Raw genomic sequence first — 23,544 nt, 5'->3', positions numbered from 1 at the left:
CGTAGCCGAGTACTCTATCCAGCTGAGCTACGAGTGCGTGTGGGGGCGAATTATAGGCTCTTTTTTCACTTCGTCAAACGTTTTTTCTTTTAAATTCAGAAGCTAACGATTGACACAGCCTACAACTCTGAAAATGGCGGAGAGGGCGGGATTCGAACCCGCGATACCCTTTTGAGGTATACTCCCTTAGCAGGGGAGCGCCTTCGGCCTCTCGGCCACCTCTCCGAACACGCGGGGAATATTACCCGCGCGATTTTATTATTGCAACGAAAAACTCAATAAAATTAGTTATTTGGTTCTTCGTCCTTTTCCTTCTGAATGCGCTGGTAAATTTCCTCGCGGTGAACCGCGACTTCTTTCGGCGCGTTGACGCCTATACGTACCTGGTTGCCTTTTACACCCAGTACGGTCACGGTCACTTCATCACCTACCATCAGGGTCTCACCAACCCGTCGAGTCAGAATCAGCATTCCATTTCTCCTTGCTAATGATCAGGACACAGCTCTGCAAAAAACCGGCTAGAAGCCTGACGCCATCAAAATAGCCAATGACGCAGGCGGACACGGCAGCCAGAGACCGTGCCCTTGCAGCAGACTGTATCAGGCGGCAGTCTGCCTACCCTCCTCAATGCCCGTCAGGCATCACTGGAGGCAGGAGCATCCAGCCCGAACGCGGTATGCAGCGCACGTACTGCCAACTCCAAGTACTTCTCGTCGATAACGACAGATACCTTGATTTCAGACGTAGAGATCATCTGGATATTGATCCCCTCTTTCGCCAGCGCCTCAAACATGCTGCTGGCAACACCCGCATGCGAACGCATGCCGACACCCACGATCGACACCTTGGCGATCTTGTCGTCCGCCGCCACTTCACGCGCACCGATATCCGCCGCTATTTGCTTAAGAATAGCCTCTGCTTTACGGAATTCATTGCGATGCACAGTAAAGGTAAAGTCGGTGGTGTTATCCATCGAAACGTTCTGCACGATCATATCGACTTCGATGTTCGCCGCGCTGACCGGACCGAGGATCTTGAACGCCACACCGGGAGTGTCCGGCACGCCGCGAATAGTCAATTTGGCTTCGTCACGGTTGAACGCGATACCGGAGATGACGGGTTGTTCCATTGATACATTGTCCTCAAGGGTAATAAGGGTGCCAGGACCTTCTTTAAAACTGTGCAGCACGCGCAGCGGCACTGCGTACTTACCAGCAAACTCAACCGAGCGGATCTGCAAAACCTTGGAACCAAGGCTGGCCATCTCAAGCATCTCCTCGAAGGTGATGCGGTCAAGGCGCTGAGCACGCTCAACAACTCGCGGGTCCGTGGTGTAAACACCATCGACATCAGTATAGATCTGACACTCATCGGCCTTCAGAGCCGCTGCCAGCGCAACGCCAGTGGTATCAGAGCCGCCGCGTCCGAGCGTGGTTATCGCACCACTTTCGTCCGCCCCCTGGAAACCGGCGACGATGACAACCCGCCCCGCAGCCAATTCGCCGCGCATGCGCTCATCGTCAATCTGCTGAATCCGAGCCTTACCGTGCGCACTGTCAGTCAGGATGCGTACCTGAGGGCCAGTCATAGAGACGGCCTCAACGCCGATTGCCTTAAGCGCCATGGCCAGCAACCCAATGGTGACCTGCTCGCCTGTGGACACAATAACGTCCATTTCACGCGGATCCGGATCAGCCTGAACCTGCTTGGCCAGGTCGATCAAGCGATTGGTCTCTCCACTCATGGCGGAAACCACTACGACGAGATCGTCGCCCCGCTCCTTGAAGCCCTTGATTTTCTCGGCGACCTGCTGGATTCGCTCCACGCTGCCGACCGAGGTACCACCAAACTTCTGGACAATAAGCGCCATTTTTCTACGTCTATCCTCACCCAGAGGTCGGTCTCCCGACCATTGCATCAGCGCTCGCGAGAGCGCCGCCCTTATTGCTGTCCAACCCAGCTGACAGCGTCAGCAAGCGCCTGGTCCAGCGCAGCAACGTCGGTGCCGCCACCCTGAGCCATGTCCGGACGACCGCCGCCCTTGCCGCCAACCGCCTGCGCGGTGGTACGAATCCAGTCACCCGCCTTGAGCTGGCCCGCCAGATCCTTGGTTACGCCGGCAACCAGCACAACCTTTCCGTCACTCTCGCCACCCAGCAGAATTGCTGCTGAGCCCAGTTTGTTCTTCAACTGATCAACCAAGGCCATCAGGCTCTTGCCGTCCTGACCGTCGACGCGCTGTACCAGCACCGTACGCTCGCCAATCTGCTGAGCCGCCGACGCCAGGTCCGACCCGGCTGCGCTGGCCGCTTTGGCCTTGAGCTGCTCCACTTCCTTCTCGAGCAGGCGGCTGCGCTCAACCAGTGCAGTAAGCTTGTCCAGTACGTTGTCACGACTACCCTTGACGGTAGCGGCCGCCTCACGCAGGCGCTCTTCTGTATCTGCAACCCAAGCCAACGCACCAGCGCCGGTTACCGCCTCGATACGACGAACGCCTGAAGCAATACCGCTTTCCGCCGTGATCTTGAACAAGCCAATATCACCTGTGCGTGAGACGTGGGTACCACCGCACAGTTCCACAGAGAAACCGTTCCCCATGGTCAGCACGCGCACCTCGTCGCCGTATTTCTCACCAAACAGCGCCATTGCGCCTTTATTCTTGGCCGACTCGATATCGGTCACTTCCACGCCAACCGACGAGTTCAGACGAACCTGCTCGTTGACCATATCTTCCAGCAGGCGCAGCTGCTCGGGCTTGATCGCCTCGTAGTGGCTGAAGTCGAAGCGCAGGCGCTGACTGTCAACCAGCGAGCCTTTCTGCTGCACGTGATCACCGAGCACCTCGCGCAATGCGGCGTGCAACAGGTGCGTTGCAGAGTGGTTCAACGCGGTGGCCTGACGCACACCCGCATCGACATGTGCCTGAACTTCCTCACCGGACCGCAGGCTGCCCTGCTGGACAATCACGTGATGCAGGTGGGCATTGCCCGCCTTAGTGGTATCGGACACTTCAACGCGCAGGCCGGAAGCCGACAGGTAACCGGTATCACCAACCTGGCCGCCAGATTCAGCGTAGAACGGCGTCTGATTCAGGACGACCACACCCTTGTCGCCTGCGTTCAGCACCTCGACCGGCTCGCCGTCGCGGAACAGAGCAACAACCGTGCCCTGCCCTTCGGTGCCCTCATAACCCTGGAAGCGGGTTTCGATATCCACCTTCACCAGGGCGTTGTAATCCAGACCAAACTGGCTGGCGGAACGGGCGCGCTCGCGCTGCGCCTCCATCGCTGCCTCAAAACCAGCCTCATCGATGGTCAGATCACGCTCACGGGCAATATCACCGGTCAAGTCAACCGGGAAGCCGTAGGTGTCATACAGTTTGAAGACAACATCGCCCGGAATCTCACTGCCCTTCAGCTCGGCCAGATCCTGCTCGAGGATGCGCAGCCCCTGATCCAAGGTCTTGGCGAACTGCTCTTCTTCAGTCTTCAGCACTCGCTCGATATGTGCCTGCTGCGCCTTGAGCTCGGGGAACGCCTCACCCATCTCGGCAACCAGTGCGGCGACGATCTTGTGGAAGAACACACCCTTGGCACCCAGCTTGTTGCCGTGGCGGCAGGCGCGACGAATGATACGGCGCAGCACGTAACCACGACCCTCATTGGACGGCAGCACGCCATCAGCAATCAGGAAACTGCAGGAGCGAATGTGGTCAGCAACAACTTTCAACGAAGCGGCGTTGTCCTGTGGGCAACCGATCGCTGCGGCCGCGGCACTAAGCAGATTCTGAAACAGGTCGATTTCGTAGTTGGCATGCACGTGCTGCATGACCGCGCTAATGCGCTCAAGCCCCATGCCGGTATCAACGCTTGGCGCCGGCAGCGGATGCAGCACGCCATCAGCAGTGCGATTGAACTGCATGAAGACGTTGTTCCAGATTTCGATGTAGCGATCACCGTCCTCTTCCGGCGAGCCCGGCGGGCCACCCCAGATATCAGCACCATGATCGTAGAAAATTTCGGTACAGGGGCCGCATGGCCCAGTGTCACCCATCGCCCAGAAGTTGTCCGACGCGTAAGGAGCACCCTTGTTGTCACCAATACGGACCATGCGCTCGGCAGGCACACCAACTTCTTTGGTCCAGATGTCGTAGGCCTCATCATCGCTGGCGTACACGGTCACCCAGAGCTTTTCCTGCGGCAGATTCAGCCAGCTGGGAGAAGTCAGGAACTCCCACGCGTAGTGAATGGCATCACGCTTGAAATAGTCACCAAAGCTGAAGTTACCCAGCATCTCAAAGAAAGTGTGATGACGCGCGGTGTAGCCGACGTTTTCCAGATCGTTGTGCTTTCCGCCAGCACGCACACATTTCTGGCTACTGGTGGCGCGGGTGTAAGCGCGCTTCTCCAACCCAAGGAAGCAGTCTTTAAACTGGTTCATGCCTGCGTTGGTAAACAGCAACGTGGGATCGTTTGCCGGGATCAGCGAGCTGGAGGCAACGCGGGTGTGGCCCTTTTCTTCAAAGAAACGGAGGAAGGATTCACGGATTTCTGCGCTTTTCATAATTCCCTTACCAGAGACGGGTCGGCCAGCTGAACGTCGGGAGCATGTCGCGATCTGCGCCGCGTGGAGAAGTTGCCCCGAAAAGAGCGCGCAATCTGGCAAAGAGCCGCATTATATAAGCATCAGCGCGCACTATGCATTATCTGCTCCGTTGATATTCACTATGGCAACCATAGTTTCAGACAGTCGCAGATGCCAGCGGGTTCAGAGCGGGTATTTATTGGAGCCCCGCGAGCCAACTCAACCGGTAAGCGAAACCGCTCTGACCAGGGTGCCAGCACGCAACTTCAGCCGTTCAGCAGACTCGGCGGCGACCACCAGCGTGCCGGCAGCAACCCGAGCTGGCGCGGAGATCATCCGACAATTTTCCCGGCCGCGGTTGGAAATCAGATAGGGCTGCGCCTCATCACCCGGCGTACCGATGGCCAGCAGCAGTGTACGACTGTCTCGAATAGCGCGAATCTGGCCGCGTTGCGCTTCCAGTGTGGCCCCGCCATCGAAAATATCGATGTAGCCCTGATACCGCATTCCTTCCTCCTCGAGCACCAGTCGTCCGGCCTCGGAATCCGGATGCACTTGCCCGATAGCATCCCGCGCCGCCTGACTCAAAAAGCAGGCGTAGAGCGGAAACTTGGGCATCATCTCGGCGATGAACGCCTTGTTGCCAATACCGGTGAGGTAGTCGGCACGAGCGAAGTCCATACGGAAGAAATGCTGCCCCAGACTATCCCAGAACGGCGAGCGCTCGTCGGCGTCAGAAACGCCTCGCATCTCAACGACGACCCGCTCGGAGAAATCCTGGGGCGCATCGGCCATGAACATGAAGCGCGCCTTGGATAGCAGGCGCGGGAAATCACCACAACGAAACTCGGGCGCGAGGAAGTAGGAGCACAGCGCTGTCGCACCAGTCAGGTCGTTGACCAGAAACAGCGTCGGATGCTGGCGATAGACCTCCAGCTCAGTACTGGCAGCAACGGTCAGCCCCATGCGATAGCTGTACCAGGGTTCACGCAGCCCTGCTGCGCCCAGCATGCCGCTGGAACCGACGATACGCCCGTCCGGCGCCTCCATGACCAACAGGTAGTCGGCATCAGCCTGCATCGCGGCGCCAGCGAAACTGCGCTCGATCTGCAGCAGACGATCACGCAACTTGTCCTCGCTGGCTGGCAGCGACGTCAACCCTCCGCCAGCGCTGGCGGCAAGGGCTACCAGACCCTCAAGATCCTGCAGACAGGCAGCACGAACCAGCATCTCAACCTCCCCTGACCAGACGCAGCCGGTCACCGGCCGAGACCTTGAGCGCCTGCGCTGTCGCCGCAGACACCACTACCGGCTCACCCGGCTGCCAACGCAACTTCAGCGCGCAGGCACGAAAATCACACACTTTTGTGTTGGCAACCAGCCAGAGCGCATCACCCTCTTGCGGCTCGCCGAGCTCAACAACTGCCAGTTCACTATGCCGCACCGTGTTAAGCAGCGCCGTTTTGGCGTGCACTACCGGGCCGCCATCGAAGATGTCGACGTAGTTGTCGGTCTCAAAACCTTCATCCATGAGGATATCGAACACATCCTGAACGGACGGATTGACCTGACCAATCACCTCTTGCGCCTCATCGGACAGCATCGGGACGTAGATCGGGTAACCCGGCATCAGCTCCGCCAGATAGCCACGCCCACGCTCGCTGCCGATCCGCTCGGCCTCGGCATAGCTGACCGCAAAGAAGTGACGACCAACCGCGTCCCAGAACGGCGCATTGCCCTGTTCATCACTGATACCCACAACCTCAACCGAGGTGGACTCGGCGAACCGCTGCGGATGACTGGCCATGAACAAAAGGCGACCACGCGCATTGAGCTGCATGACGTCAGACTGATGATACTGCTCGGACAGGTGGTAGCCGACCAGCAGGCTGTGCCCGGTCAGATCATGACAGAGCGACAGCACGTGAATACGGTTATGCAGCCCCAATTCACGCGAGGCATGCACGAACATCTCGTTGCGAAAGGTATAGAAGGGGGAGCGGAAGCCCGATGCGGCGATGATGCCACTGCAGCCCGCCAAGGTACCGGTCTCGGTATCCTCCAGCACGAAGAAGTAGCGTTCCTCGCCACTGAACACCACTTCTTCGGCCATGGACGCTTCGGATGCCGCCAGGATGTCGGCCAGTCGCTCACGACTGGCCGGCAGCGCGGTCACCCCAACCGGGCTGGCCGCCGCCAGGCGTTCGATCTGTGGCAGGTCAGCAGCCCTGCCCAAGCGCAGCATCAGCATCCCAATCCCCCTGTGGTCTAGCCGACCATCCGCCGCAGCGCAGCACGCAGACGCGTCATGCCCTCGGCGATATCCTCTTGCTCGATAATCAGACTCGGCGCCAAACGGACCACGTCAGGCCCAGCCTGGAGCACCAGCACACCCTCTTCCTGAGCCAGCGCCTGCACATCCTTCGCCCGCCCCTTGAACGTATCACTCATCACCGCGCCCAGCAGCAAACCGCTGCCACGCACAGAGGAGAAGACACCAAACTCAGTACCCATTTGCTCCAACTCGGCACGAATCGTTTCATGACGCTGCTGCACCCCGTCGAGCACTGCCGGGGTGTTGACGATATCCAGGACCCGCTCAGCAACCGCGCAAGCCAGCGGGTTGCCGCCATAGGTGCTGCCATGGGTACCAACCACGAAGTGCTCGGCGATCGCAGCGGTCGTCAGCATCGCCGAAATCGGGAAGCCACCGCCCAGACTCTTGGCACTGGTCAGAATGTCCGGTACGACGCCACTTTGCATGTAGGCAAACAGCTTGCCAGTGCGGCCCATACCGCTTTGCACCTCATCAAAGACCAGTAGCGCATGGTGTTTGTCACACAGCGCACGCACAGCCCGCAAATACTCAGTACTGGCCGGAATGACACCGCCCTCGCCCTGAACCGGCTCAAGCACCACAGCGCATGTATCGTCAGAGATGGCGGCTTCCAGCGCCGCGATGTCCTGATAGGGTACGTGGCTGATACCGCCCATCGCCGGCCCAAACCCTTCGGAATACTTGGGTTGCCCACCGACACTGACGGTAAACAGCGAACGACCGTGGAAGCTGTTAGTGCAGGCAATGATCTGGTGCTTCTGCGCGCCACAAGTGTTGTGGCCCCAGCGGCGCGCCAACTTGAATGCCGCCTCGTTCGCTTCCGCACCGGAGTTGGCGAAGAACACGCGTTCGGCGAAGGTGGCCCGCACCAGTTTGTCAGCCAGCCGCAGCGCCGGCTCATTGGTCATGATGTTGGAGACGTGCCACAGCTTGTGGGCTTGCTCGTTCAGCGCCTCGATCATCGCCGGGTGTGCATGCCCCAGCGCATTGACCGCAATGCCACCGGCCAGATCGACGTATTCTCGGTCCTGCTGGTCCCACAGACGCGAACCCGCGCCGCGAACCGGAACCATGTTTACCGGTGCGTAATTGGGAACCATCACCCGATCAAAATCGGACCGACCGACCGTTGCTGACACTGTCATCTCCTTTCTATACATGGGCGCACAGGGCGTGCGCGTTTATTCAAGCCCGGCGCATCCGGACTCAATGATCTTTGGCTGCGCCTTCAGCAGCCTGTTGAGCACGGCGCTGATTGCGGTCTTCCCGCGGCGTAACCCCAAAACAGTTGCGGTAGGCGCTGGAAAAATGCGGCCCCGACGAAAATCCGCACGACAACCCGATCTGAATAATCGACTTGCTGGTCTGCAGCAGCATTTGACGCGCCCGATTGAGCCGCAACTCGAGGTAATACTGCGACGGTACGCTGTTGAGGTACTGTTTGAAAATACGTTCCAGCTGACGCCGAGAGACGCAAACGTGACGCGCAATCTCATCGGTAGTTAGCGGCTCTTCGATATTGGACTCCATCAGGATGACCGCCTGGGTCAACTTTGGATGGCTACTGCCGAGCCGGTTGCGCAGCGGCATGCGTTGCCGTTCGGCCCCATCGCGCATACGCTCGATGACCAGATCCTCAGCAACCAGCGCCGCAAGATCCTGACCTTGCTCGCGGGCGACAACCGACAACAGCAGGTCCGTGCTCGCCTGTCCGCCGCTGCTTGAACACAGCGACTCACCGCAAACAAAGAGCTGGGTAACGGCCTCCACATCCGGAAAGCGTTCACGAAACTCGTCCAGCATGCGCCAGTGCACGGCGCAGCGGGCTCCGGCGAGCATTCCTGACGCAGCCAGTGCAGCAACGCCGGCCTCCAGACCACCGATCAGCACGCCCTCGGCCTGCCACTCACGCAAGCGCGGCGCCAGCCAATCGGGCAAATGATCTGAAGCGGAAAGACTTTCGGCGACCAGCCAGAGCTGAGCGAACCCGGGGGCACATTGATCCAGCGGCGCCGGCTGCAGCAAGAGACCATCGTCGGCACGAACCGACTGCTCGTCCAGCGTACAACATTCGATCTGATAACAGACTTCCTCGGCCATGCGATTGGCCGAGAGCAGGACCGACAGAGCCGGCATCAGGCAGCCTGGGTGCGCCCCGGGCAGCAGCGCAAAGACGACCCGGCGCAACTCAGTGGCCATGATCACCCTGCTCGCAAAACTGCTCGTTCAGACACGTCACCGGGCGCATCCCGTCTCATTCGGAAAAATCGCATTGTGCCACAAGGGTACACGCTGCACACCGTAACAGCGGTGATAAATCTGCAACAAAAAAGGCGCTTCCCGCGAGGGGAAGCGCCTTTTTATCAGTCAGGTCGAATGAACGGCCAGACTAATCAGCCGCGGTAGGCTTCGAACAGGCCAGTTGCGCCCATGCCACCGCCAACACACATGGTCACGATGCCATAGCGCTTACCACGACGCTGCAGTTCGCGAACCAGGTGGCCAACCTGACGGGAGCCGGTCATGCCGAACGGGTGACCGATAGAGATGGAGCCGCCGTTGACGTTGTACTTCTCGTTGTCGATCTTCAGGAAGTCACGGGCGTACAGGCACTGGGAAGCAAAGGCTTCGTTCAGCTCCCACAGGTCGATGTCTTCAACAGTCAGGCCACGGGCCTTCAGCAGCTTCGGCACGGAGTAAACCGGGCCAATGCCCATTTCGTCAGGCTCGCAACCGGCAACGGTGAAGCCACGGAAGTAAGCCAGCGGCTTCAGGCCCAGTTCCAGAGCCTTGTCCAGGCTCATGAGCAGGGTCATGGAGGCACCGTCGGACAGCTGGGAAGCGTTACCGGCAGTTACCGAACCGTCTTCAGCGAAGACCGGCTTCAGGCTGTTCAGACCTTCGATGGTGGTGTCCGGGCGGTTACAGTCGTCGGCATCAACGACACCGTCAACGATGGTGATTTCGCCGGTGGCCTTGTCCTGAACCTGGTACTTAACCGCCATCGGAACGATTTCGTCGTTGAACAGGCCTTCAGCCTGAGCACGGGCGGTACGCTGCTGGCTCTGCAGCGCGTAGGCATCCTGCTGCTCACGGGTCACGTTGTAGCGACGCGCAACGATTTCGGCAGTCTGACCCATCGGGTAGTAGATGCCCGGGAAGTCTTTTTCCAGGATCGGGTTAACGAAGTGATCAGTGTTACGGCTCTTGGCAGTCAGGGTGATGGACTCAACACCACCGGCAACGATGGCATCGGAGCAGCCGGATGCGATCTGGTTGGCCGCAATGGCGATAGCCTGCAGACCGGAAGAGCAGTAACGGTTCAGAGTCATACCCGCAACGTCGATGCCCATCTTGGACAGCACGGCAACGTTACGACCGATGTTGTGACCCTGAGCACCTTCGTTGGAGCCAGCACCGACGATGCAGTCGTCGATCATCTTCGGGTCAACGCCAGTGCGCTCAAGCAGCGAGTTGACACAGTGGGCTGCCATGTCGTCAGGACGGGTCATGTTGAACTTGCCACGGAAGGACTTGGCGAGACCAGTCCGTACACTGTCGACGATTACGACTTCACGCATTGCGGTAACCTCATTTGTTGCCGATGGGTTGGGACGGTTCTGCCGTCCAGAGGCGGACAAGCATAAAGGCGAAGTCGCAGAGGGTAAACACAATAGACAGGCGTGATAAAACGCCATTTAGCGGCGAACAGTCACCAGCAGCCGGCAAACATGCGCTCAGCTGCTGGCAAACAGGACGAAAAAATGTGCCGTCAACTGGCCTGCAGACGCTTGGCTGCCAGCTTGAACATCTCGTCGTAGATAACTTGCGGATCAGCCCGCTTCTGCTCTGCAGCGAGACGGCCGCGCTCATGCGGCAGAATCATGAACTGATCAGCTTCGCTTTCACGGTAGATAGTGTCTGCCACGTCCGCCGCACTGATGGGCGAGTTCTGCAGCAGCTTGGCCATATCGTCGCGCGCCTTGCTGTCCGGGCCGTGGTAGGACTCCAGCAGGTTGGTCTGAAAAAACGACGGACAAACCACATTGACCTTGATCCCGAGTGGCTGCAACTCAGCCAGCAGGCTTTCAGAAAGCGCGACGACACCGGCCTTCGCCACATTGTAGTTACTCATGCCCGGCGTCTGAATGATCGCCGCCATCGACGCGATGTTGATGATCCGGCCACCGCCCTGCTTCATGAACACCGGCATAAACGCCTTGCAGCCTTTGACCACGCCCATCAGGTTGATACAGATCTGCGAGTCCCAGTCCTCAAGCGACAAATCCCAGAACATGCCACCAGACGCAATGCCTGCGTTATTGATCAAGACATCAACACCTTGCATCCGCTCTTCACAGCTCTGTTCCAGAGCAGCCAATTGACTGAAGTCACGCACGTCGCAGCGCTGGGTGAAGGCCCAGCCACCGGCGGCAGTTGCCATCCGACGTGTTTCTTCCAGCCCGGCATCGTTGATATCGGCGAGTGCCAGTCGGGCGCCCTCGCGTGCGTAGCGCAAGGCCAGTTCGCGACCAAGGCCGCTACCGGCGCCAGTGATCACGACGCGCTGTCCTGTTGTTTGCATGTTTTCCCCTTACCTGTCGCCAGACAGTGCTGATACGGCTTTTCTTGTTGTTTTGTTACGGACTGTAAGTCTGTAGCTGGCAGTCTAGCGAGCGCGCCGGGGTTGCGCGGCAAATAACGCCGATAATAAAAGTCGTGAATGAAAGGCTCTAGCCGTGCACCAATCACGCTGGCGCTGAGGCCATCCGCAGTCTAAGGCTTGTTCTGATAGTTACGCTGATAACGCCGCTGCCCCATGGCCTGAATCTGCCCCTCAATCAGCGCGTCAAACGGTGCCAACAACTGCTCACGCGCGAACCCCGGATGCAGAACAGCAAGAGCTTCGGCGCCAGCTTCGATGGTAGACAGCGCACCGACCTCCGGCACCTTGCGAATGCGGTATCGGCTTACCAGCCCGCCGGCAAGTCGGACCTGTGGCAAGGCCTGCAACACCGGATTGAGATAGAGCAACTTGCGCGCCTTGCGCCATGTGCCGTCAAGCAGTACCAGACGACGGGGCCGATGATCTGCCTCAGGCGCCAGCTGAGCAGCGCCCGGCCCTGGAAAAAGCAGCTCGTTGCGCCAACCGACATCGGTCAAACGCGCCACCCACTCAGGGTGCTCATCCAGCGACTCGGTGACCAGCAGATGGGCGTTGACCAGCCCGCGCACCAGCAAGCGCGCCGTATTCAAGGCGTGCGATGACTCATCGGGGTGCTGAATGACCAGCACCTGAGTATCAGGCCAGAGTTTGGGAATCAGGTGGCACAGGCAGTGACTGAGCGGACGAAAACAGTCAGCACAACGCTGGCGAGAAGAGGCTTGGGGCATTCCGGGCTACCGAGCGCGCTACGGCAGGCCATTATGCCCCATACAGCAGATCAGAACCGATTACTGATTTTTCTTCTTGTGCGCGTCGCGCCAGATGAACAGACCGACACCGCCCAGAAAGGCAACCATCAGACCCACAGTAATCACACCAGCGATGACAACTTCATCAACGTACATAAGGCACCTCCTGCGTTATCAATGACTGCAGGTTATGCCTAACCGGAACCAGGGTTATTGACGCTGATCAATAGCAGGCGCCATAGCGCTCAACGGGGCTTCTTAGTTTTCTTGCGTTTTTTGGCAGCGGGCTTGGAAGGTAATGGCAGGGCGCGGGTAAAGGCGGCGCGCATAGCCTCAAGGCGAGCGTCGTGGATATCGTGGATACGCTGGCGGCGGGCTTCAGCGAAGTCGATCACATCAGGGGAATCTGTCTTTTCTGCCATCACACAACCTTCAACAACGCCAACGGGTGACGTCAGACTAGCACCCTCTCAGACTTCAATGTCAACCAGCAGCCCCTTGCGCGGCAGATCCAGCTCCGCTTCCCGCTCCTGTGGCGGCTGCTCCTGACGTGTATGCACCCGGCGGCGACCGCGCCGGCGCTCGGGCCAATGTCCATTATCGCGTCTGCGACGGTCCACCTGCTGCACTCCAGCCTCATGCACAGGCTCAGTCGCAGCCGCAGGCTTTACCTCCCGCGAAACTTTGACTGCATCATTCTGAGAACCCGCTGGTGGCAACCCCGGAATCAGCATGACTGACGTGACCTCGTGTCGTTGTGCATGGATTTCCCCCCGCGAAAACCCTGGTGACTACACTAATATCGACAGCAAACCCGATGCCTTTACCACTGCACTGTGTCATAACGCACAAAAATGAACAATTTTTAACCAAACGACGTTACCGGGATCAGCCAACGTCCGGCAACACCGCGGTTTCGAGCAGCAGGCCGATCGGGTAAGATGTGCGCCCTTTTTTTGCACCACCAGGAGAGCGGCATGACAGGTTTTACCCCCGGACAGCGCTGGGTCAGCGACAGCGAAGCGGAACTGGGACTCGGTACGGTACTGTCACAGGACGCCCGCCTGGTGGTCATACTATTCCCAGCCAGCGGCGAAACCCGCCACTATGCACTGCGCAACGCGCCACTGACTCGTGTGCGCTTCAGCCCCGGTGACAGCATCACCCACCACGAAGGCTGGAGCATGATAGTCAGCGATGTAGTCGAGGAAGAAGGCCTGCTGGCCTATGCCGGCCTGCGCGAAGATGGCACACCTGCTGCCTTCGCCGAGACCATGCTCGACAACTTCATTCAATTTCGCCTGGCCAGCGACCGCCTGTTCGCCAGCCAGATCGATCCTCTGCCCTGGTTCAGCCTGCGTTTCGAGAGCCTGCGCCACTACTGCCGCATTCAGCGCTCGCCGCTGCTCGGTCTGGCTGGCGTTCGCACTCAGCCCATCGGCCACCAGTTGCACATCGCCCGCGATGTTGCCGATCGCATGGCCCCGCGGGTTCTGCTGGCTGACGAAGTGGGTCTGGGCAAAACCATCGAGGCTGGCCTGATCCTCCATCGCCAGCTGCAAACCGGCCGCATTCGCCGCGTGCTCATCGTGGTTCCGGAGAACCTGCAACACCAGTGGCTGGTCGAGATGCGTCGCCGCTTCAATCTGGAATTCGCCCTGTTCAACGCCGACCGTTGCAATGGCGCCGAGAGCAACCCGTTTGAAGAGGCCCAGTTGGCCTTGGTTGCCTTGGAGTTCCTGCTGGAGAATGACAAAGCCCGCGACTACCTCGACCAGTCCGACTGGGACATGCTGATCGTCGACGAAGCGCACCACCTGGTCTGGCATGAAGAGCAGCCCAGCGAAGAATACGTCCTGGTCGAGGGCCTTGCCCGCCGCACCCCTGCGGTCCTGCTGCTGACCGCCACCCCGGAACAGCTGGGCCAGGCCAGCCACTTTGCCCGCCTGCGCCTGCTCGATCCGGACCGCTTCCACAGTCTGGAAGAGTTCATCAAGGAAACCGAGCGCTACCAGCCAGTCGCCGAGGCGGTACAGCATCTGCTCGAACAGGACACGCTGAGTGCCGAGGACATCGCCGCCATCACCGGCTGGCTTGGCGCCAGCGCCACCAGCCTGCTCGATAGCGCAGCCAAAGGCGGCGACGAAGCCGCTGCCGCACGCGAGAGCCTGATCCGCCAACTGCTGGACCGTCACGGCACCGGCCGCGTGCTGTATCGCAACACCCGCGCGGCGATTTCCGGCTTCCCGGAGCGCCAGCTGCATGCCTACCCGCTACCCTGCCCCGAGCAATACCAAGACCTGGAAGGTCAGGCTGCGCTCTATCCTGAGCAGGCTCTGCAGGCCGAAGGTGGCGAGCCAGCCTGGTGGCAGGCAGACCCGCGCGTGGAATGGCTGATCGACACCCTCAAGCTGCTCAAGCGCAACAAGGTGCTGGTCATCTGCGCCCACGCTGAAACCGCGCTGGACCTGGAAGACGCCCTGCGCGTACGCAGCGGCACGCCCGCCACGGTGTTTCATGAAGGTATGAGCATCGTCGAGCGCGACCGCGCGGCGGCTTTCTTCGCCGACGAAGAGTTCGGCGCTCAGGTGCTGATCTGCTCGGAAATCGGCAGCGAGGGGCGCAACTTCCAGTTCGCTCACCACTTGGTGATGTTCGACCTGCCGAGCCACCCGGACCTGCTCGAACAGCGTATCGGCCGTCTCGACCGCATCGGCCAACAGCACACCATTCAGTTGCACGTGCCCTATCTGGAAGGCACTGCTCAAGCCCACCTGGTCGAGTGGTACGACAGCGCGCTGAACGCATTCCGCGCGACCTGCCCGACCGGCAACGCGCTGCAGCACCGGTTTGGCAGCGAGCTGTTGCAGCACCTCGACCACCCGCAGCAAGACGGCTGGAACGACCTGCTGGAGCGTGCCCGCAACAGTCGTCTGGCGCTGGAAGAGGAAATGCACAACGGCCGTGACCGCTTGCTTGAACTGCACTCGCGCGGCCATCAGGACTCCGAGCAGATGCTGGAAACCATCGCTAAGCAGGACAGCGACTTCCAGCTGCCAATCTACATGGAGCGCCTGTTCGATGTATTTGGCGTCGACAGCGAGGACCATTCCGACAACGCACTGATTCTGCGTCCGGGCGAGCGCATGCTCGACGCAGGCTTCCCGCTGGGTAACGACGAGGGGGTCACGGTCACCTATGACCGCGACACCGCACTGTCGCGCGAAGACATGCAATTCCTGACCTGGGAACACCCGATGCTGCAGGGTGGGATGGATCTGGTGCTGTCCGGCAGTATGGGCAACAGCGCCGTGGGGCTGCTCAAGAACAAGGCACTCAAGCCGGGCACCATGCTGCTTGAGTGCATCTACGTCTGTGAAGCAGTTGCGCCGCGCGCTCTGCAGCTGCAACGTGTGCTGCCACCGACACCCATTCGCTGCCTGCTCGACATCAGCGGCAACAACCTGGCCAGCAAGGTCAGCTTCGACACGCTGGATTCGCAGGTTGAATCACTGCCACGCCAGCTGGCAGTCAAGATCGCCAAGACCCAGCGCGATCCGATTGAAGCACTACTCAGCAAGGGCGAGGCCGCGGCCGCAGCCGAACATCAGCAACTGGTAGACAACGCCCGTGCCCAGCTCAGCAGCGAGCTGCAGGAAGAAATCGAACGTCTGAAGGCGCTGCAGCTGGTCAACCCGCTGGTGCGCGACGAAGAGATTGCCGCACAGGAACAGCGCCTGCGTGAGGGCGACCACCTGTTGCAGCAAGCCAAACTGCGCCTCGATGCGATTCGCGTACTGGTTGCCGGCTGATCAGGACGCGCTCGGCACCAGACACAGCAAGCCAAGGAATCGTTGCAGCGCTTCGCGCTGCGCGGTGGCGTCACGCCGGCCCAACTCGATCAGCTCGCGGGTGTAGTCGGCCTCGAACAGCAGATAACTAACAACGCTGCCGCCCGACGCCCGGGTTGCCCCGCTGCCCCGCAGAAAGGTGCGTAGCGTGCGCGGCAGCAACTTCCGATGCCGCGCCGCGATAATATCCAGCGGCTCGCTTGGGGAGATGATCTGCACATCGACCTGACGCACCCCTCTGGCAGACTGCCTCGCCGCACTCGGCAGGTAGCCGGCCAGCCGATTCATCCGGTCCAGCAACTCCACATCTGCCTCAAGGTTATCGACGAACGTACTGCTGAGCAGATGACCACCAATCTGCGCCAGAGTTGGCGGAGCAGCGGCGCGCAGACGCGGCCCGCGACGCCCGCCGGGTGGATCGGCGAGATTATCCGAAACACCGACCACCAACACCTTGTTGGCACCCAGGTGCAGTGCCGGACTGACCGGTGCCTGCTGACGCACGGCGCCATCACCAAACCACTCACGGTTGAGCAGCACCGGCGGAAACACCAGCGGAATCGCAGACGACGCCATCAAATGATCCAGACCGAGCCGAGTCTGCACCCCAACCCGCCGGTGCCGCGACCATGGCGCGATCCGCTCCCGCCCCTGATAGAAATTGACCGACTCGGCCGATTGATAGCCAAAGGCACTCACGGCCACCGCATGCAGCAGTCCGGACTGCAGCGCTTCATCTATCTGACCAAAGTGCATGGTGCGCTGCAGTAATGCGCGCAGCGGTGCGTTATCCAGCAAGGCCGTAGGTTGCTTGCTCGGGAAGCCGAGCAGATTGGCTTTGACCCAACGCCAGGCTTGAGCCGTCACACCGGGCCAGTCAGTGCGATACACCTGATCGCAGTGAAACTCGGACCAGACGGTTTCGAGCTGCTTTACCCCCGCGGCAAAGTGGCGCGTGTGGGTCGCCAGCGCCAGGGCATTGATGGCACCGGCAGACGTGCCGCAGATCACCGGAAAGGGGTTAGGTGAGCCCTCGGGAAGCAGCTCGGCAATCACCGACAGCACGCCGACCTGATAGGCCGCCCGGGCACCGCCTCCAGACAGGATCAGCCCGGCACAGTCACCACCGAGGTGCTCGCTCATCAACCGCGCCGCGCCCGACGCTTGCGCCGACGCCGTTTGGCATAAGGCCGGCTCTGCCCTTCCGGGCGGGTCTTGAAGCGACGATGCACCCACATGTATTGCTCGGGCTGCTGACTTACTGCCTGCTCGACCCATTGATTGATGCGTAACGCATCCGCGGTTTCGCTTTCACCGGGGAAGTCGGTCAGGGCCGGGTGCACTGTCAACTGATAACCCTTGCCATCCGGCAGCCTGCGCTGGGTGAACGGGACCACCAGCGCCTTACCCAAACGAGCGAAGGTGCTGGTCGCGGTCACGGTTGCCGCCTCAACGCCAAACAGCGGCACAAACACGCTGGCCTTGCGGCCGTAATCCTGGTCCGGTGCGTACCAGATCGCCCTGCCACTGCGCAGCGAGCGCATCATGCTACGCACGTCCTCGCGCTCCACCGCCTTGGCATCAAGGTTATGCCGCTCGCGTCCGCGGCGCTGGACAAAATCGAAGGCAGCGTTGCGATGCTCGCGGTACATACCGTCGATGGTGACTGCCTGACTCAACAGCGCCGCACCAATCTCCAATGTGGTGAAGTGCAACGACATCAGCACCACACCCTTGCCGGCAGCAGCCGCCTCGGTGAGATGCTCCAACCCCTCAATATGTGCCAGTTTTGCCAGGCGCTTGCGCGGCCACCACCAGGCCATAGCCATTTCAAACAAGGCAATGCCGTTAGACGCGAAGTTTTCACGCAGCAGGCGCTCGCGCGCGACCTCCGACATCTCTGGGAAGCATAAGGCCAGATTGGTGCGAGCAACCTCGCGACGATCAGCCATCAAGAGGAACATGCCCCATCCCACCAGACGCCCCAAACCGAGCAGCCAGCGGTATGGCAACTGAATAACCAGCCACAGCAGCCCAAGCCCCATCCAGAGCAACCAGTAGCGTGGGTGCAGCAAGGCGGCAGAAAAACCCGGACGTTCCATCAAAAGGTCCACTCAGCGAAAACCGACATTCTATGGCCTGAACCGCCGTGATCGCCAGCCGGGTTTCCTCTCCCCGCGCGAAACGGCATCGGATCACGCCGCCTGCGGCTTGCGATCGACCGGGCCCTTCTATATAAGGAAGCGCAGAACAGCCAAGCAGGCAAATCGCCCTGCCAACGCGCTACCTATCATTGTGAACTGGATTGCCCATGACTGCTGACACCACCCTCGACCTGCTCGACAACGACCCGGTATTCCACCTCAAAGGTGGCATGCTGACGATGACGCTGGTCGAGCTGATTCGCCTGGCCCCGGACCAGTTTGCCCGGCAACTGGCGGAGAAAGTCGAGCAGGCGCCGAATTTTTTCGTCGATACCCCGGTGGTCATCGCACTCGACAAGCTGAGTGAAACCCTGACCGACCTCACCCTGCGCCATCTGCTGAACATCTGCCGCGATAACGGCCTGCAACCCGTGGCGCTGCGCGGCAGCGAAGAGTTTCGTGAGCTGGCCCAAAGCGCCGCGATGGTACTGCTGCCACCCGGCCGTCAGCGTGAGCGCAGTATCGAGCCGGTGGCCGCCGAGCCTGCGCCGCAACCCAAGCCTGCGCCGGCTCCCGCTGTCGAAGCACCCACCCCGGCACCCGCGCCGGCGCCAGCCACCGTTGGCAAGATCGTCACCGAACCGGTACGCGGCGGCCAACAGATCTATGCCCGCGGCGGCGATCTGATCGTCATGGCGCCTGTCAGCGCTGGAGCCGAGCTGCTCGCCGACGGCCACATCCATGTTTACGGGCCACTTCGCGGCCGCGCACTAGCAGGTGTACAGGGTAATCAGGACGCAAGAATTTTCTGCCAAAGCCTAGAAGCCGAGCTTGTTTCCATCGCCGGGCAGTACAAGGTGGCGGAAGATCTGCGCAAGCAACAATGGAAGGAAGCCGTGCAGATCAGTCTGGAGGGTGACAGCTTGAAGATAGCCGGGCTTTAACAGATACTGTCCAGCCATTCGGGGGCCCTTTTTCTCTGGTCTGTGACCGAGTTCCGCCGTAGCCACATTCTTATAGCCGCACCGGGAACCATACGCGTCCGGTGCGCTCCACTATCCAGACAATTTCGACAGGAAGGTCATTTTGGCAAAAGTCATCGTTGTCACATCAGGCAAAGGCGGGGTGGGCAAAACAACCACCAGTGCCGCTATCGGTACCGGACTGGCACTGCGCGGTTTCAAGACCGTTATCGTCGACTTCGACGTGGGCCTGCGCAATCTGGACCTGATCATGGGCTGTGAACGCCGCGTGGTCTACGACTTCGTTAATTTGATCAATGGTGATTCCAACTTGAATCAGACCCTGATCAAGGACAAGCGCTCCGACAACCTGTTCATCCTGCCGGCGTCCCAGACCCGTGATAAGGATGCGCTGACCGTTGAAGGCGTCGAGCGCGTACTGAACGAATTGAAAGAAACCTTCGATTACATCGTTTGCGACTCGCCGGCCGGCATCGAGAAAGGTGCTCACCTGGCGATGTATTTCGCCGACGAGGCCGTCGTTGTTACCAACCCGGAAGTCTCCTCCGTACGCGACTCCGACCGCATGCTGGGCCTGCTGTCGAGCAAGTCCCGTCGTGCCGAGAACGGTGAGAAGATCAAGGAAAACCTGCTGCTGACCCGCTACAACCCGGAGCGCGTCGAAAACGGCGAAATGCTCTCGGTAGCAGACGTGGAAGACATCCTGTCCATCCCGTTGCTGGGCGTTATCCCTGAGTCACAGGCTGTCCTCAAGGCATCCAACCAGGGCATTCCGGTCATCATGGACGACAAGAGCGATGCCGGTCAGGCCTACAGCGACGCCGTTGAGCGCCTGCTGGGCAAGGATATTCCGCACCGTTTCCTGGAAGCACAGAAGAAGGGCCTGCTGCAGCGCCTGTTCGGAGGGCGTTAATGAGCATTTTCGATTATTTCCGCGATCGCAAGAAATCGACGCCCGCGTCGATCGCCAAGGAGCGCCTGCAGATCATCGTTGCCCACGAGCGTGGCCAGCGTAATCAGCCGGACTACCTGCCGCAGCTGCAGCAAGAAATCATCGATGTCATCAGCAAGTACGTTCCTATCGATCGCGAACAGGTACACGTCGCGCTGGACAATCAGGATGATTGCTCGATTCTTGAACTCAACATCACCCTGCCCGAACGCCCCTGAGCAAGTCGGTGCCGTCCACCCGGGCGGCACCGCGGATTTCCCATGCCCCTGACCCATATCGGCATCATTCATCAGGACCCGACCTTCCTGATCGTCGACAAGCCGACGCTGTTGCTGTCCGTCCCTGGCCGCGCCGAGGATAACAAGGACTGCCTGATCACCCGCCTGCAGGAAAACGGCTACCCCGAAGCCCGCATCGTCCACCGCCTGGACTGGGAGACCTCCGGTTTGCTGGTAATTGCCCGCAACCCCGACGCCCACCGCGAGCTCTCGCGCCAGTTTCATGACCGTGAGACCGAGAAAGCCTACATCGCCCTGTGCTGGGGGCAGCCAGAGGGTGACGCTGGCCATATCGACCTGCCGCTGCGCTATGATCCGCCAAACAAGCCACGGCATATCGTTGACCATGAACTGGGCAAGCACGCACAGACCTTCTGGCGCGTGCTTGAGCGCCATGCCGACTATTGCCGTGTTGAGCTGACGCCGATCACCGGGCGCTCGCACCAGTTGCGCGTGCATATGCTAGCCATCGGGCATCCGCTGCTGGGTGATCGTCTGTATGCAGAAGGTGCCGCGCTCGATGCCTGCCCGCGCCTTGCACTGCACGCAGCCAGGCTGACCATCAGCCACCCGGAAACCGGCGAGCGCATGGCCTTTGAGAGCCCCTGCCCGTTCTGATCGCGGGCCCGAATTCAACCTTGCAGGAGAGCTTCATGCAGGACCGACAGCTTCAGGATCTGGCCGACTTCATCGCCAGCTCACCGACCCCTTTCCACGCCACCACCACGCTGCGCGAGCGCCTGCTCGCCGCCGGGTTCAAAGCCCTGGACGAGCGCGCAAACTGGCAGCTGAAGGCGGGCGGACGCTATCTGGTGACCCGCAACGACTCCTCCATCATCGCCTTCCAGCTGGGTGCCGAGGGCGCGCTGGCAAGTCGCGGCCTGCGTCTGATCGGCGCTCACACCGACAGCCCCTGTCTGCGAGTCAAACCGCAACCGGAGAAGGACCAGCAAGGCCTCTGGCAGCTTGGCGTGGAAATCTATGGCGGCGCCCTGCTCGCCCCTTGGTTCGACCGCGACCTGTCGCTGGCTGGCCGGGTTACCTTCCGGCGTAACGATGGCAAACTGGACAGCCGTCTAATCGACTTCAAACGCCCTGTCGCTGTGATTCCCAATCTGGCAATTCACCTCAACCGCGGCGTCAACGACGGCCAGCCGATCAATCCGCAGACCGACATGCCACCAGTGCTCGCCCACAGCCTGGACGGCGGCCGCGACTTGCGGGCCCTGCTCGCGGCGCAGTTGCACAAACAGCACCCGGAATGCACCGAGGTTGAGGTGCTGGACTATGAACTGAGTTTCTACGACACCCAGCCGCCCGCACAGATCGGCCTGGATGGTGACTTTTTCAGCGCCGCGCGCCTGGACAACCTGCTGTCCTGCCACGCCGGCCTGCAGGCGCTGCTCAACAGTGATGGTCAGCAGCCCTGTCTGCTGGTTTGTACCGACCACGAAGAGATCGGCTCATCCTCCTGCTGCGGCGCCGACGGCCCGTTCCTTGAGGATGTCCTGCGCCGTCTAGTGCCAGACGATGCCGAGCGCATCCAACTAATCCAGCGTTCGCTGCTGGTGTCGGCCGATAACGCCCACGCCGTGCACCCGAACTTCGCAATGAAGCATGACGAGAATCACGGCCCAAAGCTCAACGCAGGCCCGGTGATCAAGATCAACAGCAACCAGCGCTACGCCACCAACAGCGAGACCTCCGCATTCTTCCGCCAACTCTGCGCCAGCGCGAGCGTGCCAGTGCAGGCGTTCGTAGTGCGCAGCGACATGGGCTGCGGCAGCACCATCGGCCCCATCACCGCAAGTCGCCTGGGGGTGCGTACCGTCGACATCGGCGCACCAACCTTCGCCATGCACTCGATTCGCGAACTGGCCGGCAGCCGCGATCCCGGCTACCTGATCACCGTCCTGACGGCCTTCTGCAACAGCGCGCAACTGATCTGAGCATAAAAAAGCCCCATGCGCCTGAGCGCATGGGGCTTTTCTGCAACAACATCAGGCCAGCAATCAGGCCTCGCGTACCAGAATCACCTTACCGACGACCTGATCACGCGCCAACTCTTCAAACGCCGCAGCCGCATCGGCAAAGCCGAAGGTCTTGGCTACCATGGGCTTGAGCTCACCGGAAGCGAACTGCGGCATCAAACGCTGCTCCATATCCGCCAACAGTGTCGCCTTGAATTCCGCATCGCGGGTGCGCAGTGTCGAGCCGATCAGGCTGATACGCTTGGCCAGCACCTTGGCCAGATCCAGCGAAGCATCACGGCCGCCCATCAAACCAATAAGTACCCAGCGCGCGTCCAGCGCCAACAGATCAAGATGATCGGCTGCGTAGGTAGCGCCCACTGGATCCAGCGCCACGTTGAAGGGGCCGAAGTCGCTTAGCGCGGCAATGCCGCCCTGGCGCAGAACACCACCTTCGGCGCCCAGCTCAACACAGGCGTCCAGCTTGTCCTGACTGCCGACACTAACCCAGCACGGGTTGCCCTGCGCCTTGCACAACTGGATCGCTGCAGTGCCAACGCCGCTGGCCCCAGCGTGAATCAGGACCTTTTCACCCGGACGCGCATTACCCAGCACAAACACATTCAACCACGCAGTGCTGAACACTTCCGGAATCGCGGCTGCTTCCGCCCAGTTAAGGTTATCCGGCACGGCTAGCAAGTGACGCTGATCGACCACCACCTCTTCAGCCATGCCGCCACCTGCCAGCAACGCACAGACCCGGTCACCGATCTGCCAGCGCGAACCCTCGGCAACCTCAATCACCTCACCGGCACACTCCAGCCCCAGAACGCTGGTCACACCAGCGGGCGGCGGGTACATACCCGCCTTCTGCAACAGGTCTGCCCGGTTCAAACCGGCGGCCATGACGCGAACGCGAACTTCGCCAGATTTCAGCTCCACAGCGGGCTGGACCTGCCACGACAGCTCCCCGCCCTCAGCTTGCAATCCTCTCACGCTACCTCCATAGTTCATTCAATAGTGGCCATA

General features: G+C 60.4%; 22 protein-coding genes and 1 tRNA gene. 6 read left to right on the top strand and 17 right to left on the bottom strand.

The features are described 5' to 3' along the window. Positions 1 to 134: 134 nt before the first annotated feature. The 14 genes from AAFM31_RS12525 to AAFM31_RS12460 all read right to left on the bottom strand — a co-directional run bounded on the left by AAFM31_RS12525 (position 135) and on the right by AAFM31_RS12460 (position 12,957). Positions 135 to 225 (bottom strand) — tRNA-Ser (locus AAFM31_RS12525). A 59-nt stretch (positions 226 to 284) separates the two neighbouring features. Further along, positions 285 to 470: a carbon storage regulator CsrA gene (gene csrA / locus AAFM31_RS12520; RefSeq protein ID WP_083724804.1), complete on the bottom strand. Its 186-nt coding sequence runs from the start codon at positions 468 to 470 to the stop codon at positions 285 to 287. 164 nt (positions 471 to 634) lie between these two features. Beyond that, positions 635 to 1,870 carry an aspartate kinase gene (locus tag AAFM31_RS12515; RefSeq protein ID WP_341708267.1) on the bottom strand — a complete coding sequence of 412 codons (1,236 nt, stop codon included), beginning with the start codon at positions 1,868 to 1,870 and terminating at the stop codon, positions 635 to 637. Between the two features lie 71 nt (positions 1,871 to 1,941). Beyond that, complete coding sequence (alaS, locus tag AAFM31_RS12510) at positions 1,942 to 4,563, bottom strand: alanine--tRNA ligase (RefSeq protein ID WP_341708266.1); 2,622 nt, start codon at positions 4,561 to 4,563, stop codon at positions 1,942 to 1,944. A 240-nt stretch (positions 4,564 to 4,803) separates the two neighbouring features. Further along, entirely contained in the window at positions 4,804 to 5,814 is a 1,011-nt protein-coding gene (gene astA, locus AAFM31_RS12505) for an arginine N-succinyltransferase (RefSeq protein WP_341708265.1), read from the bottom strand. Between the two features lies 1 nt (position 5,815). Further along, the gene (locus tag AAFM31_RS12500) at positions 5,816 to 6,835 is read right to left on the bottom strand and encodes an arginine N-succinyltransferase (protein WP_341708264.1); all 1,020 of its coding nucleotides are present in this window, start codon (positions 6,833 to 6,835) and stop codon (positions 5,816 to 5,818) included. 17 nt (positions 6,836 to 6,852) lie between these two features. Beyond that, positions 6,853 to 8,061 carry an aspartate aminotransferase family protein gene (locus AAFM31_RS12495; RefSeq protein ID WP_371833034.1) on the bottom strand — a complete coding sequence of 403 codons (1,209 nt, stop codon included), beginning with the start codon at positions 8,059 to 8,061 and terminating at the stop codon, positions 6,853 to 6,855. A gap of 67 nt (positions 8,062 to 8,128) precedes the next feature. Beyond that, positions 8,129 to 9,121 carry a GlxA family transcriptional regulator gene (locus tag AAFM31_RS12490; RefSeq protein WP_341708262.1) on the bottom strand — a complete coding sequence of 331 codons (993 nt, stop codon included), beginning with the start codon at positions 9,119 to 9,121 and terminating at the stop codon, positions 8,129 to 8,131. Positions 9,122 to 9,315: 194 nt separating this feature from the next. After that, positions 9,316 to 10,503 carry a thiolase family protein gene (locus AAFM31_RS12485; RefSeq protein ID WP_341708261.1) on the bottom strand — a complete coding sequence of 396 codons (1,188 nt, stop codon included), beginning with the start codon at positions 10,501 to 10,503 and terminating at the stop codon, positions 9,316 to 9,318. 191 nt (positions 10,504 to 10,694) lie between these two features. After that, a complete protein-coding gene (locus AAFM31_RS12480) occupies positions 10,695 to 11,507 on the bottom strand; it encodes an SDR family oxidoreductase (protein WP_341708260.1) in 813 nt (270 codons plus the stop codon). 191 nt (positions 11,508 to 11,698) lie between these two features. Next, the gene (locus AAFM31_RS12475; protein WP_341708259.1) at positions 11,699 to 12,316 is read right to left on the bottom strand and encodes a tRNA-uridine aminocarboxypropyltransferase; all 618 of its coding nucleotides are present in this window, start codon (positions 12,314 to 12,316) and stop codon (positions 11,699 to 11,701) included. A gap of 60 nt (positions 12,317 to 12,376) precedes the next feature. Continuing rightward, the gene (gene ccoM, locus AAFM31_RS12470) at positions 12,377 to 12,493 is read right to left on the bottom strand and encodes a cytochrome c oxidase subunit CcoM (protein WP_341708258.1); all 117 of its coding nucleotides are present in this window, start codon (positions 12,491 to 12,493) and stop codon (positions 12,377 to 12,379) included. 89 nt (positions 12,494 to 12,582) lie between these two features. After that, the gene (locus AAFM31_RS12465; protein ID WP_341708257.1) at positions 12,583 to 12,759 is read right to left on the bottom strand and encodes a hypothetical protein; all 177 of its coding nucleotides are present in this window, start codon (positions 12,757 to 12,759) and stop codon (positions 12,583 to 12,585) included. Between the two features lie 48 nt (positions 12,760 to 12,807). Then, positions 12,808 to 12,957 (bottom strand): hypothetical protein, encoded by a 150-nt coding sequence (locus AAFM31_RS12460; RefSeq protein WP_341708256.1) that lies wholly within the window; start codon positions 12,955 to 12,957, stop codon positions 12,808 to 12,810. A 357-nt stretch (positions 12,958 to 13,314) separates the two neighbouring features. On the opposite strand from AAFM31_RS12460, the gene rapA reads away from it, so the two are divergent. Continuing rightward, positions 13,315 to 16,149 carry an RNA polymerase-associated protein RapA gene (gene rapA / locus AAFM31_RS12455; protein WP_341708255.1) on the top strand — a complete coding sequence of 945 codons (2,835 nt, stop codon included), beginning with the start codon at positions 13,315 to 13,317 and terminating at the stop codon, positions 16,147 to 16,149. On the opposite strand, the gene AAFM31_RS12450 is transcribed toward rapA, so the two are convergent. Next, entirely contained in the window at positions 16,150 to 17,331 is a 1,182-nt protein-coding gene (locus tag AAFM31_RS12450; protein ID WP_341708254.1) for a patatin-like phospholipase family protein, read from the bottom strand. Next, positions 17,331 to 18,290, bottom strand: coding sequence for a lipid A biosynthesis lauroyl acyltransferase (locus AAFM31_RS12445; protein ID WP_341708253.1), 960 nt, complete (start codon positions 18,288 to 18,290; stop codon positions 17,331 to 17,333). Before AAFM31_RS12445 ends, AAFM31_RS12450 begins: the two co-directional genes overlap by 1 nt. Positions 18,291 to 18,499: 209 nt before the next feature. Here AAFM31_RS12445 and minC point away from each other — a divergent pair, with 209 nt between their 5' ends. The 5 genes from minC to AAFM31_RS12420 all read left to right on the top strand — a co-directional run bounded on the left by minC (position 18,500) and on the right by AAFM31_RS12420 (position 22,494). Beyond that, positions 18,500 to 19,276: a septum site-determining protein MinC gene (gene minC / locus AAFM31_RS12440; protein WP_341708252.1), complete on the top strand. Its 777-nt coding sequence runs from the start codon at positions 18,500 to 18,502 to the stop codon at positions 19,274 to 19,276. 142 nt (positions 19,277 to 19,418) lie between these two features. Beyond that, entirely contained in the window at positions 19,419 to 20,228 is an 810-nt protein-coding gene (gene minD / locus AAFM31_RS12435; RefSeq protein ID WP_341708251.1) for a septum site-determining protein MinD, read from the top strand. Then, positions 20,228 to 20,485, top strand: coding sequence for a cell division topological specificity factor MinE (gene minE, locus AAFM31_RS12430; RefSeq protein WP_088276757.1), 258 nt, complete (start codon positions 20,228 to 20,230; stop codon positions 20,483 to 20,485). Before minD ends, minE begins: the two co-directional genes overlap by 1 nt. Positions 20,486 to 20,527: 42 nt before the next feature. Beyond that, on the top strand, positions 20,528 to 21,163 hold the full coding sequence (locus AAFM31_RS12425; protein WP_341708250.1) for an RluA family pseudouridine synthase: 636 nt from the start codon (positions 20,528 to 20,530) through the stop codon (positions 21,161 to 21,163). Positions 21,164 to 21,198: 35 nt separating this feature from the next. Beyond that, positions 21,199 to 22,494 (top strand): M18 family aminopeptidase, encoded by a 1,296-nt coding sequence (locus AAFM31_RS12420; RefSeq protein WP_341708249.1) that lies wholly within the window; start codon positions 21,199 to 21,201, stop codon positions 22,492 to 22,494. Between the two features lie 63 nt (positions 22,495 to 22,557). Here the strand turns inward: AAFM31_RS12420 and AAFM31_RS12415 are convergent, their stop codons facing one another. Beyond that, a complete protein-coding gene (locus AAFM31_RS12415) occupies positions 22,558 to 23,502 on the bottom strand; it encodes an NAD(P)H-quinone oxidoreductase (RefSeq protein WP_341708268.1) in 945 nt (314 codons plus the stop codon). Positions 23,503 to 23,544: the final 42 nt, after the last annotated feature.

The organism is Halopseudomonas sp., assembly GCF_038130085.1.
Classification (GTDB): Bacteria; Pseudomonadota; Gammaproteobacteria; order Pseudomonadales; family Pseudomonadaceae; genus Halopseudomonas.
This window is presented reverse-complemented; position numbering and strand designations above follow the sequence as displayed.